Consider the following 15,768-nt stretch of genomic DNA (forward strand, 5'->3'; position numbering starts at 1 on the left):
ACATTCAGGGTCGACACACGTCATCGGAGGCTATATTCAAACACGACAGGACACGAGTTCTATATAACGCTTACATGTTCCTGCCAGGACTTACCTGTACTCGCACGCTGCAGGTGTACATGATCCCATTGTAAGCCACGTCTGTTACGTTAATACCGCAATTATCACCGGCGCCAGGACAATCTTCACCACCATCGCCATCGGGTACACCATCGCGTAGCCCACCGTAGGCAGGTCGTTGCCGGCCTGGTCCAGGGCAAAGCCCAGCGTGGCCGACTGGGTCTGCATCCCGGCGACCATGCCCGTCAGCAGCCCCATGGGGATGCGCAGCCAGCGGTAGCCCACGTAGAGCATCACCCACGAGAGCAGCACGATGATCGCCGCGCTCGCGCCGAGGATCGCCCAGCCCCGCGGTTGGGTCAGCATCTGCGCGAACTCGTAACCCGACCGGGTGCCCACCGCGGCCAGGAAGATGGTCAGCCCCATCTGCCGCAGCAGCATGTTCGCAGAGTAGGGCAGCACCCAGACCAGCGATCCGGTCCGCTGCCGGGCCCCCAGGAAGAGGGCGACGATCAGCGGGCCGCCGGCCAGCCCCAGCCGCACCGTGATGCCGCCGGGCAGCGGGATCGGCACCAGCCCCAGGCCGATGCCCAGCGCCATGCCCAGGCCCAGCACCGCGATGTCGATCTCGGAAATCGCCCGGTAGGAGTCCCCGAGGTACGCGGCCACCTCCTGCTGCCGCTCCCGGCGGGACAGGACCCGCACCCGGTCGCCCAGCTCCAGCGGCATGTCCGCGTACGGGAGGAGCTGCAGGTCGCCGCGCCAGACCCGCGACACCACGGCCCCGAACCGGTTGGGCAGGTTCAGCTCCCGGAGGGTGCGGCCGGCGACTTCGGGGTTGGAGACGAAGACCTCCCGCATGTCCACCTCGGACCGGTCGAGGTCCGCCTGGACCTCGCTGACGCAGCCGATGACCTGCGCGGCCCGCTCCAGCTCCTCCACCGGGCCGACGGCGGTGACCAGGTCGCCCTCCTCCAGGTGGGTCTCCCAGCTCACCACGTCGGCGTGGTCACCCCGCCGGATCCGGCCGAACACCACCTGGAGCCGGTGCTCCGCCACCAGGTCCCGCACCGTGCGTCCGAACGCCTTGGGCCGGCACACCCGCAGGGTCCAGCACGTGATCTCGGGCGAGACGCCCGGCACGTCCTTCAGCGTGCGGGCCTCCGCCCGGTAGTCGATGCGGAAGCAGCGCTCGGCCAGGTAGATCGCCAGGATGACCCCCAGGACGCTGGCCGGGTAGGCGATGGAGTAGCCCACCACCGGGTCGGAGAGCTGCCCGGCGGCCCCGGCTCGGGTCAGGTACTCCACCGCCGCCGCCAGCGCCGGGGTGGACGTGAGCAGGCCGGCGAAGACGCCCGCCGTCTCGCCGGGCCGGAGCGACAGCAGGTAATGCGGGATGAGCAGCAGCGCCGCGGCCAGGAGGATCACGCCCAAGGTCAGCAGGTTATAGATCACGCCCTTCCCCCGGAACGACCGGAGGAACCCGTGGCCGCTGCTCAGGCCCACGCAGTAGACGAACAGGGCCAGTCCGAACTGGTACACGATCTCCGGCAACTTCAGGCTGGGATCCAACGCGCCGAAGGCCAGACCGACGAAAAGCACCGCCGCCACGCCCAGGTGGATCCCGCCGATCCGGACGCGGCCCAGCGGGTACCCGATGCCCGCGACGATGAAGAGGAGCAGAAGCGGGTTGTCGCGCAGGATGTCTAGCACGTTCCGGGCAGCCTCCACAGGAGTACTTGGGAGTGAGTCCCTCTCTTTGAGTTTAAACGCCCGCCTGTATCCTCCTGTCTCAGACCTGCCGCACTGTTCCGGCGTCAGGCCGCCCGTTCCGCCCCGTCCCGGCGGAACTCCGCCTCCGTGCGGGCGCCCCGGGTGCCTGCCGCCTAGTCTTTCCCGGAGAAGGACGGGCTAGCCCCGGCTGCCGGGGCGCTGCCTCTGTCGCCATGAACAGCCGTCCGACGCGCACGTGCTTCCCGGCCGCAGTACGAACGTCGTGGAACGCCGGCACCGCACCGCCCACCGGGCCGGCGGTCGCGAGCGATAGGCCTCTGAGAGAGGGCGGGCCCCTGACGGTGATGAGCCCCTGAAGGACGACGAATCGGAGCTGGGGTGCACCGGAGGCGCGGGCGGACGGGCAACGGAACGCCTGCCAGACGGGTGAACAGCGGAACGAGTGTCAGCCAGGGCACGAGCGAACGGACGGCAGACGGACGGGCGACCGCTTTCCGGTCGCCCGTTTCCTGATTGCGCGCCATCTGCAGTTGCGAAGCCTGCGGGTACACGTCGCCGGACACGACCGGGTGTGCCGGCCAGCGTGGCGGCACCTGCACACAGGCGGCGTCCTGACACGCGGCCGTCCAGGCCGGGACCGGCGCTCGCCCCGGCCTGGAACCCGGCGCAGATCGTGCTCACACGGCGATCGATCTGCGGCTGGCCAGGAAGTGCAGGTAGGCCTCCTTCACGGGCCGGCCCAGGATCTCCTCCACGGCCCGCCGGTAGAAGCGGATCTGGGTGGTGTAGCGCTGTGCCGCCTGCACGGGGTCGCGCCGGTCGGTCTTGTAGTCCACCAGGACGTATCCGTCCTCCTCCTCCAGCAGCAGGTCGATCATCCCCTGCACGATGACCACGTCGCCGGCGGCCGCCTCCGGGGGCAGGTCGCCGTAGACCTCCGCCGCGGGAACGGCCAGCGTGAAGGAGAGCTCCTGGCTGACCCGGTCCCGGGACTGAAGGATCCGCAGGCCCAGGGGCGAGGCGAAGAAATCCGCGATCGCCTCCGCGTCCACCGCCGCCGCCTGCTGCGGTGTGAGCAGCTCCCGCTCCACCATCTCCGCCAGTTGGCGCCCCACCCCCTCCGCGTCCAGCGGGCGGCTGAGATCCAGGTGCTGCATCACCACGTGCACCGCGGTACCCCGCTCGGTGGGCGAGAGCGCGCGGCGGTCCTGCTGCAGGAACCGGGGCCGGGCCGCGAAGGTGCTGGATGACGGCTCCGTGGACGGCGCCGGTTCCTCAACCGGCGGCGCAGACCCCTCGGCCGGCGGCGCCATCTCCTCGGCCGGCGGCGCCATCTCCTCGGCCGGCGGCGCCATCTCCTCGGCCGGCGCCTCGGCATCCGGATCGAAGTAGCCCTTCAGCTCCGTCACCGACAGCTTGCCGAAGCGGCGTACCACCGGCTCGAAGGGATAGCGCCAGCCGAAGCGCGCCCGCAGCCGTGCGTGGAGGGCCTCGTCCAGGGGCCGGTCGAGGGGCTCGGCCGCGCCGATGCGGGCCCAGTCCACCGCCGGCGGGGCTGCCTCAGGCCGCGGCTGCAGAATCTGCTGCAGCGACGCGGGATCCCAGATCGTCACCTCCCAGCGGGAGGGATCGCCCGCCAAGGCGGGATCCGGGCCGCTCCCGGGGGCCGTCCCGCCCTCGCCCGCCAGTTCCCTGAGCGGGGCGCCGTCCGCGTGGCGCAGCACCGCCGGGCCGATCCAGTCCAGATAGCTCCGGGCGGAGAGCAGCAGCGACTCGGGCAGGGGCCAGCCCGGCGCTCCGGCCCCGCGGGACCAGCGCGCACACGCCGCCCGCAGGCTCTTCACGCTGCCGACCAGCACCAGCCGCTCCCGGGCCCGGGTCAGGGCCACGTACAGCACCCGCAGTTCCTCCGCCAGATTGGCCAGCCGCGTGACCTCCCGCACCGCATGGTAGGCCAGGGTCGGGTACTTCAGCCGCGTCCCGGGGTCCACCACCTGCGGGCCGAATCCCAGGTCCCGGTTGAGGAGCAGGTCGCCGCGCAGGTCCCGGTCGGAGAACGAACTGCCCAGGCCGGCCACGAAGACCACCGGGAACTCGAGCCCCTTGCTCTTGTGGATGGACATGATGCGGACCACGTCCTCGCCCTCGCCCAGCGCGGGGGCGGTGCCCATGTCGGACTGTTCCGCCTGCAGCCGCTCGATGAAGCGCAGGAACCGGAACAGCCCCTGGCGGGCGAACTGGTCAAACTCCCGGGCCCGCTCGTACAGGGCCAGCAGGTTGGCCTGCCGCTGCGCTCCGCCGGGCATGCCGCCCACGTAGTGCAGATAGCCGGTCTCCTGCAGGATCTGCCAGACCACCTGGCTGAGGGGCCTGCGGCGGGCCAGGGTGCGCCAGCGGTCCAAACACTCCAGGAACCGAACGAGGACGCCCTCCAGCCCCGGCGCCGTCGACGTCGTCGCTCCGGCCTCCGCCGGGTCCGCCGCCGCGGCCGCCTCGGCCATCGCCGCCCCGCTCGCGGGCGCCGGGGCCGCCTCCGCCATCGCCGCCTCGCTCGCGGGCGCCGCGGCCGCCTCCGCCATCGCCGCCCCGCTCGCGGGCGCCGCCGCCGCGACCAGGGCGTCGTAGAAGGAGCCCCGGGGGTTCGCCAGCCGGATGCGGGCAAGGTCGGCGGCGGAGAGGCCGACGATGGGCGAGTGCAGGACCGCCGCCAGCGGGATGTCCTGCAGGGGGTTGTCCAGCACCTGCAGGAGGCTCAGGAACACCTGCACCTCGGTGGCCTGGAAGTAGCCGGTCGATACCTGGCCGTAAGCGGGGATCCCGGACTGGCTCAGCACCTCGATGATCGTGTTGATCCGCCCGGTCGTGGCCCGGAGCAGGATGGCGATGTCCCGGTACTGCAGGGGCCGGTAGGTCTTCAGCTTCCGGTCCCAGACCTGCACGGGCGGCTGGTCGGCGGTGCCGTCCACCATCGCCCGGATGCGGGCGGCGATAAGCCGGGCCTCCCGCTCCATGGCCGTCAGGTCGGCCAGCTCGGCCAGCGCCGGGTCTTCCTCCTCGCCGTCGGCCTCGCCGGCGACGCCGTCCCCCGACGCCGCCTCGGGGCCGGATGCAGCCGGGGCCTGGCCCGATCCGGCGCCGTCCGCGGGCCCCTGCTCCTCCCCGTCCAGGAGGTGCAGCTCCACCGGTGGCTCCGCCGCCTCCTCCCCGGGCAGGGGCGGATAGCCGGCCCGGTACACCAGCTCGGCGTCCCGGTCGTAGTCCAGCTCGCCCGCCCGTGCGCTCATGATCTGCCGGAAGAGGAAGTTGACGGCGTTCACCACGCCCTCCCGGCTGCGGAAGTTGGCCCCCAGCACGATGCGGGCGCCGGCCGCGCCGGGTTCGGGCGCGCCGGCCCAGGGCCGGTACGCGCCGTACTTGGCCAGGAACAGGCCGGGGTCCGCGTGCCGGAACCGGTAGATGGACTGCTTCACGTCGCCCACCATGAACCGGTTGGGCGGGCCCTCCTGCCCGTCCCGGGCGACCAGGGTCAGGATCGCGTCCTGCACGCCGTTGATGTCCTGGTACTCGTCCACCAGGATCTCCCGGTAGCGGGCCCGGAGGTCCCGGGCCACATCCGAGGGAACGAGCCGGTCGGGCGTGGAGGTCGAGTCTCGGAGGAGCTGCAGGGCGAGCCGCTCCAGGTCGTTGAAGTCGATGGCGGACTGAGCGGCCTTGGCCTCCCGGAAGGCCTCGGCGAACTCCCGCACCACACCGCCCAGGGTGCGTAGGTGGGGGGCGATGGCCTGCAGGTCCGCCAGCCACTCGTCGGCGGTGCGGCAGAACCACTGCTCCTGCACCGCGCGCACGGCCTTCTTGGCCCGCTCCCGCAGCTTCCCCACCGCCTCCTTCAGCCCTTCGTCCACCTCGCCCTTCTTGGTCCCGGGCAGCCGGCCGAAGGCCACCGCGGCCACCGCCTCCGCCAGGTCGGCGTAGGATCCGGTCTCGGTCCGCGCGGCAGCCGCCCGGACCGCCGCCTCCTCCGCCGCCAGCACGTCGAGGTAGGCTGCAGGACCGCCAGGACGGGCGGCCAGCGCCCGGGCGGAGGCCAGGGCTTCAGCCGCGAGCTCCAGCTCCAGCCGGATCTGCCGCCGGAGCGGCGGCCACCACGGCAGGTCCTCGATGGCCGCGCCTTCCGGCACGTCGAACCGGGCCAGACTCTCCTCCAGCCACTGGTCAGGCCACGGCAGGGCCTGCATGTGGTCATAGATGGCCAGCACCAAGTTCCGCAGCCCCTCGTCGTCCCGGCCCCCGCCGTAGCGGTCCACCAGGGCGTGGAAGGGCCCGTCCTCCTCCTCGTCGAACCGGCGGGCGAAGAGCTGGTCCAGCACCTCATGGCGCAGGAGCAGGGCCTCGTGCTCCCCCATCACCGAAACCGCGGGGTCCAGCCCCAGCCGGTAGAAGTACTGGCGCACGAGGCTGAGGCAGAAGCTGTGCAGGGTGCTGATGGACGCCCGGCCCAGCAGCGCCAGCTGCCGCTGCAGCCGCTCGTTCTCCGGATTCCCTGCGAGGGCGGCCTGCAGCGCGGCGCCGATCCGGTCCCGCATCTCCGTCGCGGCCGCCTCGGTGAAGGTCACCACCAGCAGTTGGTCCACGTCCAGCGGGTCCCGCTCGTCCACCAGCCGCCGGATGATCCGCTCCACCAGGACGGCGGTCTTGCCCGACCCGGCCGCGGCCGCCACCAGGACGTCCGCACCCCGGGCGGTGATCGCCTGCTCCTGCTCGGGCGTCCAGCGCACGTCAGACATCGCCCTCACCTCCTGCAGCCGCCACCCGCTGCCAGACGTCGGGGGCGTCCATCTTCTCCAGCCGCCGGTATCCTTGGGGCTCCACCGCCGGATCGAACTGGCAGACCGGGCGGTAGGCGCAGTACTGACAGGCCGTGTGCGGGCCGAGCCGGTACGGGGCGATCGCCGCCTCGCCCTGCAGGATCTGCTCGCCGCAGGCCCGCACCACCCGCCGCAGGTGCGCGAACAGCTGCCGGAACTGGTCCGGGCTGGCCACCGGCGCGCCCTTGTACACGGTACCGTCCTTCTTCAGCTTCGCCTGGATGAGCCCCAGTCCGGCGGCGTCCATGGCCTGGATGACGGCCGGGTCGTCGCTCACCAGCCCCCGGGCCTGATACCGCTTCCGCCGCAGCGGGCGCACCTCGTCCGGCGGGACAGGGGCGTTCACCGGCTCGACCGGGTCGTAGACCGGCAGGTAGAGCGCCCCGGCGGGCACCCGCGTCCCGGGCAGCAGCGGCTCGCCCCCCTCCACCACAGCCATCAGGTAGAGCAGGAGCTGCAGGGTCAGGCCGTGGTAGAAGTCGCCCAGCCGCAGGTCCCGCCGGCCGGACTTGTAGTCGATGACCCGCACGTACCAGCGGCCGTCGCGCCCCTCCAGGGCATCCACCCGGTCGATGCGGCCCCGCAGCAGCACCCGCCCTCCGCCCGGCAGGTCCACCTCCACCGGCGGCAGGCCGTCCATCTCCTCACCGAAGGGCACCTCCACGGCCACCGGCCGGAACTCCCCGTGGAGCACGTGCTCGCTGAGGTAGTCCAACGAGGACTGCAGGGTCCGACGGATGACCCGGAGCAGGTACCGGTGCTGCGGGCTGGACAGCAGGATCTCGCTCTGCAGCCTCGGCGCCAGCCGGTCGATGATGCTGTCCATCCGCCGCCAGGCCTCGTCAGGGGTCAGCGTGTCCCACGCAAGCCCGTCCCGTTCCAGTTCCCGCACGAACAGGGAGAGCGCGGCGTGGTAGAAGAGGCCGAACTCGGGTGCGCTGACGGTGAACTCGGCCCGCCCCTGCAGTCGCAGGGCGTAGCCCGCGAAGTGGCGGAACGGGCAGGACAGGAACGCCTCCAGCCGGCTGACGCTGGTCACCAGCCGGTCGCCGTAGAGCAGCCGGGCCAGCTCCCGCCCCACCGGCGTGCCCCGGCGGCGCAGCCACTCCTCGTAGCCCACCGCGGCCAGGACCGCCGCGCCCTCCCGGTGCAGGTCGGGGTCCAGGACGATGCACTGGTAGAGGTCCAGCCAGTGGGGCTCGACAGCGTACCCAGACCGGGCCCGGCGCAGCGCCCGGGCCACCGCAGCCGCCAGCTGCCGGGGGGTGGCCACCTGCGCCACGGCAGCCTCGGCATCCGGCGCCGGCGGCGCGGCCGGACGGGGCTTCAGTTCGGGGAAGAGCCGGCGCATCCGGCCGACCACCGGCGAGGGCGCCGCGGCCCGGCCGGACTCGTCGGCCAGGGGGTAGCTGATCCAGAGGAAGTCGGAGCCGCGGGTGAGCGCCACGTAGGTGAGGAACTGCTCCTGGAAGAGCCGCTCCAGGCTGGTGGGGCCCACGTCCAGCCCCGACTGCTTCAGCCGCTCCCGCTCCCGGTCGGTGAAGATCGCGTCTTCGGCGGGCTGGGGCGGGAAGTCCTTCTCCGTGGCGCCGAGGATCAGGGTGGCCCGCACGCCGGCGTGGCGGCTCCGCTCCACCGTGCCGACGATGACCTGGTCCAGCCCGGGCGGGATGAGTCCCAGCTTCAGCCCGTCCAGGCCGGCGCTCAGCACCTGCAGGTAGACCTTGGGGCTCAGGACCTGGTCCCCCAGCCCCTCGACGATCTGGTCGAACAGCTCCAGCACCCGGGTCCAGACCTGCTCGTGCTCCCGGGCCGTCTCCAGGTCGCCCCGCTGTTCAGCCTCCGCCTTCCACGCCTCCAGCTGCCGGGCAACCTTCAGGTCGTCCAGGAGCTGGAACAGGTAGGTGGTGATCTCCCGCACCGTGGGCCCCGGCCGTCCCCGGCGCTGGAGGCGCCGCTGGAAGGCCAGGAGCGGCGCCGTCGCCCGGCGGCGGATGCGGTGAATCTCGTCCAGCAGCGCCTGCTGGGCCGGCCCGGCCGGGACGGCGTCCTCCTCCAGCGTGTAGCGGCGCAGGTACTGCCAGGGCTCCTGCTGCTGCCAGGCCCGGCCGCGGATGCCGTGCTCGATCACGTAGTTCTCCAGGAGGTCGATCTCGGCGCGGGAGACGCCGGTCAGGTCGGTCTTCAGGTACCGGAAGACGGGGCCGTAGGCCCAGTCCTGCACCACCACCTCCAGCGCCGCTCGCAGGAGCTCCACCAGCGGGTGGTGCGCCACGGTGCGCCGCCGGTCGATGAACGCCGGGATGCCGTGCTCGGCGAAGAGGGTGGCCGCAAGGTCGCCGTAGCCCTCCAGATCCCGGGCGACGACGGCGATCTCCCGGAAGCGCAGCCCCTCCTCCCGCACCAGCCGCAGGATCTCCCGGGCCGCCGCGGCCACCTCCTCCCGCCGGTTCTGCGCCTCCACCAGGGCGATGCGCTCGGGGGCGCCGGGCCAGGCCGGGGCGGACTGGCGGAACAGGTACCGCTCGACATGGGCCAGTTCGGGGGCGCCGCGGAACCGGAGCGGCTCGTTCAGGTACAGGGGCGGGTCCACGGCGACGCCGCTCTCTGCCGCCAGCTGCATCAGCTGGTCGTAGGTCGAAAGCACCGGGTGGAAGAGGTCCGACGGCGAGTGGTGGCCCCCGGCCTTGTAGAGCTGGCCGGGCGGGATGCAGAGGCTGATGTGCACCTGGCGCGCCGACCGCATGACGGCCCCGAGCACCGCCAGCTCCTGCGGCGTGAAGCCGTTGAAGCCATCCACCCAGACCTCGGCCCCCTCCAGCAGCCGGCTCTCCTCCAGCCGGGCCGCGAGGACGGTCAGGTACTCGTCGGGATCCGTGAACCTTCCTTCGATATAACTACGCAGCTCGTCCATCACCAGGGCCAGGTCGTGCAGCTTGGCCCCCAGGCTGGTCTCGCCCAGCCCTTCGGCCTCCAGCTGCGACAGCTGCCGCCGCAGGCTCTCCGGTCCCTGCCGGTAACTGCGCAGCTCCCGGATGGAGCCCGCCACCCGCTCGATGAAGCCGGGCTTGTCCGCCACCTGATGGAAGAGGCGGAGGTCATCCCGCTTCTTCTCCAGCAGCGCGCGCAGCACCATCTGCTTGCCCAGGTCGCTGAGCGGCGGCAGCGCAAGGCCGCCGGCCTTCAGGGAGACTCGCCAGGCCAGCCGCTGAAACGACAGCACCTGCGCCCGGATGATGCCCTTCAGCCGCCCGCTCCCCAGCAGCGCCTGCTCCACCTGGAAGGTGGCCTGTTCGGGCACCAGCAGGATGAGCGGCGGGCCGGCGGGTGCCGCCTGCGCGGCCTGGGTCAGCTCGTCCAGGCAGCGCTGGCTCTTGCCCGAGCCGGCGCCGCCGATGATGAAGCGCACGCCCATGTGTCGGACCTCCTTCATATGCGCGGCCTTGCGCCTCACGGGCACAGGGCGGTGGTGCGCGATTGCTGAAGCTGGGCTTCGTGCCGGGCTTCAGGTTTTGCGCGAGAGGGGTTGTCTCGCGAGCGGGACACGCGCAGAATCTGGGGTCTGGCCTCAACAGCCGGTTCAGGTTCTGCGCGCAATCCGTGCCCCACGAGCCCTTCGACGCGCAGAATCTGAAGTTCGACTCGGGCCGGGGGTCCAGGTTTTGCGCGAGTGGGGGCATCCCACGGCCAGACACGCGCAGAATCTGGGGTCTGGCCTCAGGAGCCCGTGCAGATTTTGCGCGCCACCCGTGCCCCACCAGCCCCTCGACGCGCAGAATCTGAAGTTCGACTCGGGCCGTGGGTCCAGGTTTTGCGCGAGTGGGGGCATCCCACGGCCGAACACGCGCAGAATCTGGGGTCTGGCCTCAGGAGCCCGTGCAGATTTTGCGCGCCACCCGTGCCCCACGAGCCCCGCGACGCGCAGAATCTGAAGTTCGACTCGGGCCGGGGGTCCAGGTTTTGCGCGAGTGGGGTCCCCCCGCGGGCGGGACACGCGCAGAATCTGGGGTCAGGCCTCAACCGCCGGTTAAGGTTTTGCGCGCCACCCGTGCCCCACGAGCCCCGCGACGCGCAGAATCTGAAGTTCGACCCGAGCCGTGGGTGCAGGTTCTGCGCGGGAGGAGTCAGTACGCCCGCCTGCCGAGGAGCTCATACCGCTTCAGGGGGGCCGGAGCACCGATCCCCACTGCACGGATGCCTCACGCCCGTTCCAGCCGCAGCCGGCTGCCGCGCCCGCCTGGCTCAGCCGGCTCCACGATGACCCGGCGGTGGAGCCGGTTCCTGAGCTCGGCCACGTGGCTGATCACCCCGACGTTCAGCCGGTCGAAGTGCAGCCGCTCCAGCGTGGAGATCACCACGTCCAGCAGCTCCGGGTCCAGGGTGCCGAAGCCCTCGTCCAGGAAGAAGAACTCCAGGGGATAGTGCCCGTGCAGCTGGATCTGCGCCGAGAGCGCCAGGGCCAGCGACAGAGAGGCCAGGAACGTCTCGCCGCCGGAGAGCGTGTTCACCGAGCGCAGGGTCCCGCCGTTGGTCTCGTCCCGCACCAGGAAGCTGCCGTCCGGCGCCGCCTCCAGCGTGTACCGGTCCCGGGTGAGCTGGCGCAGCCGCCGGGAGGCGTCGGCCGCCACCCGCGCCATCTGCTCCTGGGCGATGAAATTGACGAAGGCGTTGCCCCGCAGGACCTTCTGCAGCTCATCCAGGTGGTCGAGCCGTGCAGCCAGCCCCAGCCGCTGCTCCTCCAGCTCCTGCCAGCGCCGCTGCTTGGCCAGCAGGTCGTCGCGGACCTGCATCGCCCGGGCCCGCTCCTCCCGCCGCTCGGCGGCGCTCCGGCGGGCCTGCTCCAGCCTGTCCACCCACGCCCGCCACTCCTCGGCGCTGATGCTCCGGCCGGCCAGCTGCTGCTCCAGGGCCGCCTGCCGACCCTTCAGCCGCTCGCCCTCCTGGTCGTGGCGCCGGATCTCCTCGTCCAGCGCAGCCTGCCGCGCCGCGAGCCGCAGCGCCCCACGCGCCGCCTCCGCGCTCTCAAAGCCGGCAACCGTCAGGGCTTCCGCCAGTGCGGCTTCCGCCTCTGCCACGTGCCGGTGCGCCACCTCCAGCTCCCGCACGGCGGCGGCGCGGGCAGCCTCAGCCTGTCCATGCGCACGCTCGGCCCGCTCCTTCGCCGCGGCGGCCTGCTCCTCCTCCTGGGCCAGCCTGGTGAGTCGGGACTCCACCGCGGTCAGCTGCGGCCTCGCCGGCTCGCCGCCGGAGAGGCGGCGCCACTGGTCTGCGACCTCCTCGTACCGCTGCACCGCCTGCGCGTGGCGCACCCGGGCCTCCTGCAGTTCGTCGGCGCAGCGTTTCTCCTCGGTTCGCAGGGCACCCAGCCGGCTCTCCAGCTCCTGCTGGCCGGTGCGGACCTCCGCCAGCGATCGGCGCAGGTCCGCCACCCGCTCGTCCGCGTCCCGGATGCGCCGCAGCGCAGCCTCCACGCCTGCGGCGTCCAGGTCGTCCCGGACCGCATCAAACTGTGCAGCGCACTCCGCCGCAGCGGACCGCCGCGCGTCGGCCTCGGCCCGGGCGTCGGCCAGGGCCTGCTCGGCATGTGCGACCGCGGCCTGCCGCTCCCGGGCGTCTCCCGCCGCCGCGAACAGCGCCCGCGTGCGCTCCTCGCGCGCCTGCTGCAAGGCGGCGACCTGCTCGCGCCACCCCGCAAACCGGCGGGCCCGTTCCTCGTGTTCCGCCGCCTCCCGGGCCAGCGCTTCCTCGAGCTGCGGCCCGGCCAGCGACCGCCACGCCGCAGGAAGCCGCTCCCGGGCGGCCTCCAGGGCCAACCGGGCCTCCTCCAGCGCCCGTTCGGCCTCAGCCTGCCGCCGACGGGCGGATTCCGCCTGCTCCCGGGCTGCGGCCGTGCGCTCCTGCGCCCTGCCCAGCGCCGATCCGGCCGCGCGCAGCCGCGCCTCGGCCTGCTCCAGCCGGGCCTCCTCCGCCTCCAGGTTGACGGCCTCCCCCACCACGGCAGGCTGAGGGTGTTCCCGCGATCCGCAGACGGGGCAGGGCTCTCCCGGCGTCAGGGCCTGCGCCAGGGCGGCCGCGTGGGCCCGCCTGCGGGCCGCGGCAACGGCCGCCCGCACGGCCTCCCGTTCCTGTTCTGCGGCTTCCACAGCCTGCTGCTGCTGCGCCTCTTCCAGGAGGGCCTGTTCGATGCGGGCCGCAGCCTCCTCCCACTCCCGGCGGCGGGCATCCGCCTCGGCCTGCCGCTGGGCGTACTGCGCCGCCAGCCCCGCTACGGTGCGAATCTGCTCGCCCGCCCGTCCGAGCCACGCCTCCTGTGCGCGCAGGTCGGCCTCGTCCGCTGGCGGCTCGGTCTCCAGCCGCTGCAGGGCGGACTCCACCTCCTGCAACCGCCGCTCCGCCTCCAGGCGGAGCGCTTCCGCCTGCTCTGCCGCCCTCCGGGCGTGCTCCAGCTCTTGCTCACGCTGCCGGACCCGCTGCTCCGCCTGCAGCAGGGCGCGCTCGGCTTCCCTCAGCCGGTCCAACGCCCGCTGGGCATCGGTGATCCGGTTGCGCTCCTCGGGGGAGACCTCCAGCCGGGCGATCTCCTCCTGGAGCCCGGTCTCCCGGGCGCGCAGCGCAGCCGCCCGCTTCTCGGCCTCCCCGATCTGCCGCACGACGGCATCGTGCTTCTCCCGCAGCGCAGCCACCTGCTCCTCCACCTCGCCGGCCTGCCGCCGGGCCTCCTCGAGCCGGTCCTCCAGCTCGACGGCCCGCTGCAGATCCGCCTGCCGCCGGGTCAGGGCGGGAGCCTGCTCCATGCGGTTCGTGCGGGCCTCGGCGTACGCCTGCGCGGCGCGGGCGACCTCCGCCTCTGCGTCCCGCACCGCCTGCTCCGCGAGCGCAACCGCCCGCTCGGCCCGCGCCGCGGCGGCTGCCGCCTGATCCCGCGCCGTCAGATGGGGCCGCACCGCATCCGCCCGCCGGGCCGCGTCCAGCTCGGCCCGGGCGGCGTCCACGGCCTGCGCCTGCGCTTCCCAGCGGGCCAGCTCATCGGTTATCCCTGCCAGCTCCTGCTGCAGCTGCCACACCCGCTCCCATTCCTTGAACCGGGACTCGGTGTCAGCCAGCTGCCGCTCGGCCTCGGCCAGGGCCGCCGTGACCTGCCGGAGGGCCTCCTCCGCCGCGGACACCGCCTCGGCCGAGGCATCGCCCAGGCCCCGCTGCTCGCCCGCCACCGCGTCCAGCTGCCGCTCGACGGCCTCCTTCCGCCGCTTCAGCCGCTCGTTCAGCACGTCGCCGTACTGGGAGAGCGCGAAGATGCGCTGGAGCATCTCCGTCCGCTTGCTCCCGGTCAGCTTCAGGAACTCGGCGAACTGCCCCTGGGGCAGGACCACGGCGCGGGTGAAATCGTCAATCTCCAGCCCCAACAGGTCCGTGACCTGCTGGGTCACTTCCCGTTCCCGGTCGGCCAGCACCTCGTCCCCTTCGGGCAGCACCCGGACCAGCCGGGCGTGCTCGCTGCGGATGGACGGGGTATCCTTCTCCCGGCGGTAGCTCCGCTCCACCCGGTACTCGGTCCCGCCGAGGGCAAACGTGAACTTCACCCACAGCCGGTTTTCGTTGAGGTTCATGATCCCCATGGTGCCCCGGGTCCGCTCCACGCGGCCGTACAGGGCCAGGGTGATGGCGTCCAGGATGGTGGACTTGCCCGCCCCCGTGGGCCCGAAGATGCCGAAGAGGCCGGCGCCCATCAGCTCGCGGAAGTCGATCTCCTGGGGCTCCCGGTAGCTCTGCAGCCCCGCAAACGCCAGCCGGATGGGCCTCATGCGTCCACCTCCTCGTCCCGGGCGTTGACCAGCTCCAGGAAGAGCCGGACCAGCTCAGGGGCGGGCGGGCCGCCCCGCACCTGGGAGTAGAACCGGACGAACTGCTCGTCCACCCCCAGCCGCTGCGGCTCCGCGGTCGCGGCGGCCTCGGCCTCGGCCGGGAGGACGGCCCGGATGTGCACGAACTCCGGCCGCATCGCCCGCAGCCGGTGCACCTGCTCCAGGGTAAGCGGATGCTCCGTGTGGACCTCCAGCGAGATCCAGGCCGTCGGATCCTTCCCCTCCGCCACCCAGCGCTCCACCTGGGCCAGGCCGTCCTCGGCGACCCAGCGCACCAGGGGCCGCCCGGCGGAGATGGGCACGTGCCGCACCCGGGGCGCGGGATCCCGGGGCTCCACCTCGACGACGGTCACGCCCTTGACGTAACCGGTCTCGTTGAAGGAGAAGGAGATCGGGGAGCCCGAGTAGCGGGTGACCGCCGCCGTCCCGTGGATCTCCTGGGGACGGTGCAGGTGGCCGAGGGCCACGTACTGGGCGGTCTCCGGCACGGCGCAGGGGTGCACCGTGTACGCGCCGCCCATCTGGATCGGCCGCTCGACCACGTCGGACTCGACGCCGCCGGCCATGTACAGGTGGCTCGTGACCAGCCGCACCGCATCCGGCCGGAAACGGCCTGCCGCCGCCGCCAGCCAGCCCTTCACCTGGTCGGAGTAGGAGCGCTGCAGCTCCTCCTCCCCCAGGGTGTCGGCGATGAGCTTCCGGAGCCGGGACTCCGAAGGGTACGGGAGGGCCAGGACCACGGCGGAGTGGTCCACGCCGGGGACGGTCAGCTCGGCCCAGCCGGGGCCGGCCGCCACCCGCTGCACCCGGTCCGGCCCGGGGGTGTAGACGCCCGGGTCGTCGTAGGGATAGCCGAACATCGTGGCCCCGTGCCGCTGGGCCAGCGCCTGGACGGCGGTCAGCCGGTCGGGGGAGTCGTGGTTGCCGGCGATGACCACCACGGCCCGCCGGCCGTTCTCGCCCAACCGGGCCAGGGCGTCGCAGTAAAGCTCCTCGGCCGCCGCCGAGGGGTTGCCCGTGTCAAACACGTCGCCGGCGATGAGCACCAGGTCGATCCGCTCCTCGCGCACCATGGCGCAGAGCTCGTCCACGAACGCTTCGTGCTCTTCCTGCCGGCTGCGGCCTTCCAAGGTGCGGCCGAGGTGCCAGTCGGCGGTATGGAGGATGCGCACGCGTTCTCCTCCTCATCTTCTGGTAAGCTTGGCAGAGAGGTTCGAGGCGGAACGGGTGTTCTCCTTCCTCCTCGC

5 protein-coding genes are annotated in these 15,768 nt (G+C 72.6%); all 5 read right to left on the reverse strand.

Going from position 1 to position 15,768, the window contains the following annotated elements:
• Nucleotides 1–144 precede the first annotated feature (144 nt).
• Nucleotides 145–1,773, reverse strand: a complete 1,629-nt coding sequence (locus STH_RS10885; protein WP_011196297.1) for an aspartate:alanine exchanger family transporter — start codon at nucleotides 1,771–1,773, stop codon at nucleotides 145–147.
• 698 nt (nucleotides 1,774–2,471) lie between these two features.
• A complete protein-coding gene (locus tag STH_RS10890; RefSeq protein ID WP_043713925.1) occupies nucleotides 2,472–6,578 on the reverse strand; it encodes a UvrD-helicase domain-containing protein in 4,107 nt (1,368 codons plus the stop codon).
• Nucleotides 6,571–10,074: a helicase-exonuclease AddAB subunit AddB gene (gene addB / locus STH_RS10895; protein WP_043713926.1), complete on the reverse strand. Its 3,504-nt coding sequence runs from the start codon at nucleotides 10,072–10,074 to the stop codon at nucleotides 6,571–6,573. Before addB ends, STH_RS10890 begins: the two co-directional genes overlap by 8 nt.
• 784 nt (nucleotides 10,075–10,858) lie before the next feature.
• On the reverse strand, nucleotides 10,859–14,461 hold the full coding sequence (locus STH_RS17345; protein ID WP_011196300.1) for an AAA family ATPase: 3,603 nt from the start codon (nucleotides 14,459–14,461) through the stop codon (nucleotides 10,859–10,861).
• Nucleotides 14,458–15,693, reverse strand: a complete 1,236-nt coding sequence (locus tag STH_RS10905; protein WP_011196301.1) for a metallophosphoesterase family protein — start codon at nucleotides 15,691–15,693, stop codon at nucleotides 14,458–14,460. The genes STH_RS17345 and STH_RS10905 overlap by 4 nt, the downstream gene beginning before the upstream one ends.
• Between the last annotated feature and the right edge of the window lie 75 nt (nucleotides 15,694–15,768).

The organism is Symbiobacterium thermophilum IAM 14863, from assembly GCF_000009905.1.
In the GTDB taxonomy this organism is placed as follows: domain Bacteria; phylum Bacillota; class Sulfobacillia; order Symbiobacteriales; family Symbiobacteriaceae; genus Symbiobacterium; species Symbiobacterium thermophilum.

Bases quoted from the DNA above. Each gene is read 5' to 3' on its own strand.
- STH_RS17345 (WP_011196300.1), bottom strand. From the start codon at position 14,461: ATGAGGCCCATCCGGCTGGCGTTTGCGGGGCTGCAGAGCTACCGGGAG.
- STH_RS10890 (WP_043713925.1), bottom strand. From the start codon at position 6,578: ATGTCTGACGTGCGCTGGACGCCCGAGCAGGAGCAGGCGATCACCGCC.
- addB (WP_043713926.1), bottom strand. From the start codon at position 10,074: ATGGGCGTGCGCTTCATCATCGGCGGCGCCGGCTCGGGCAAGAGCCAG.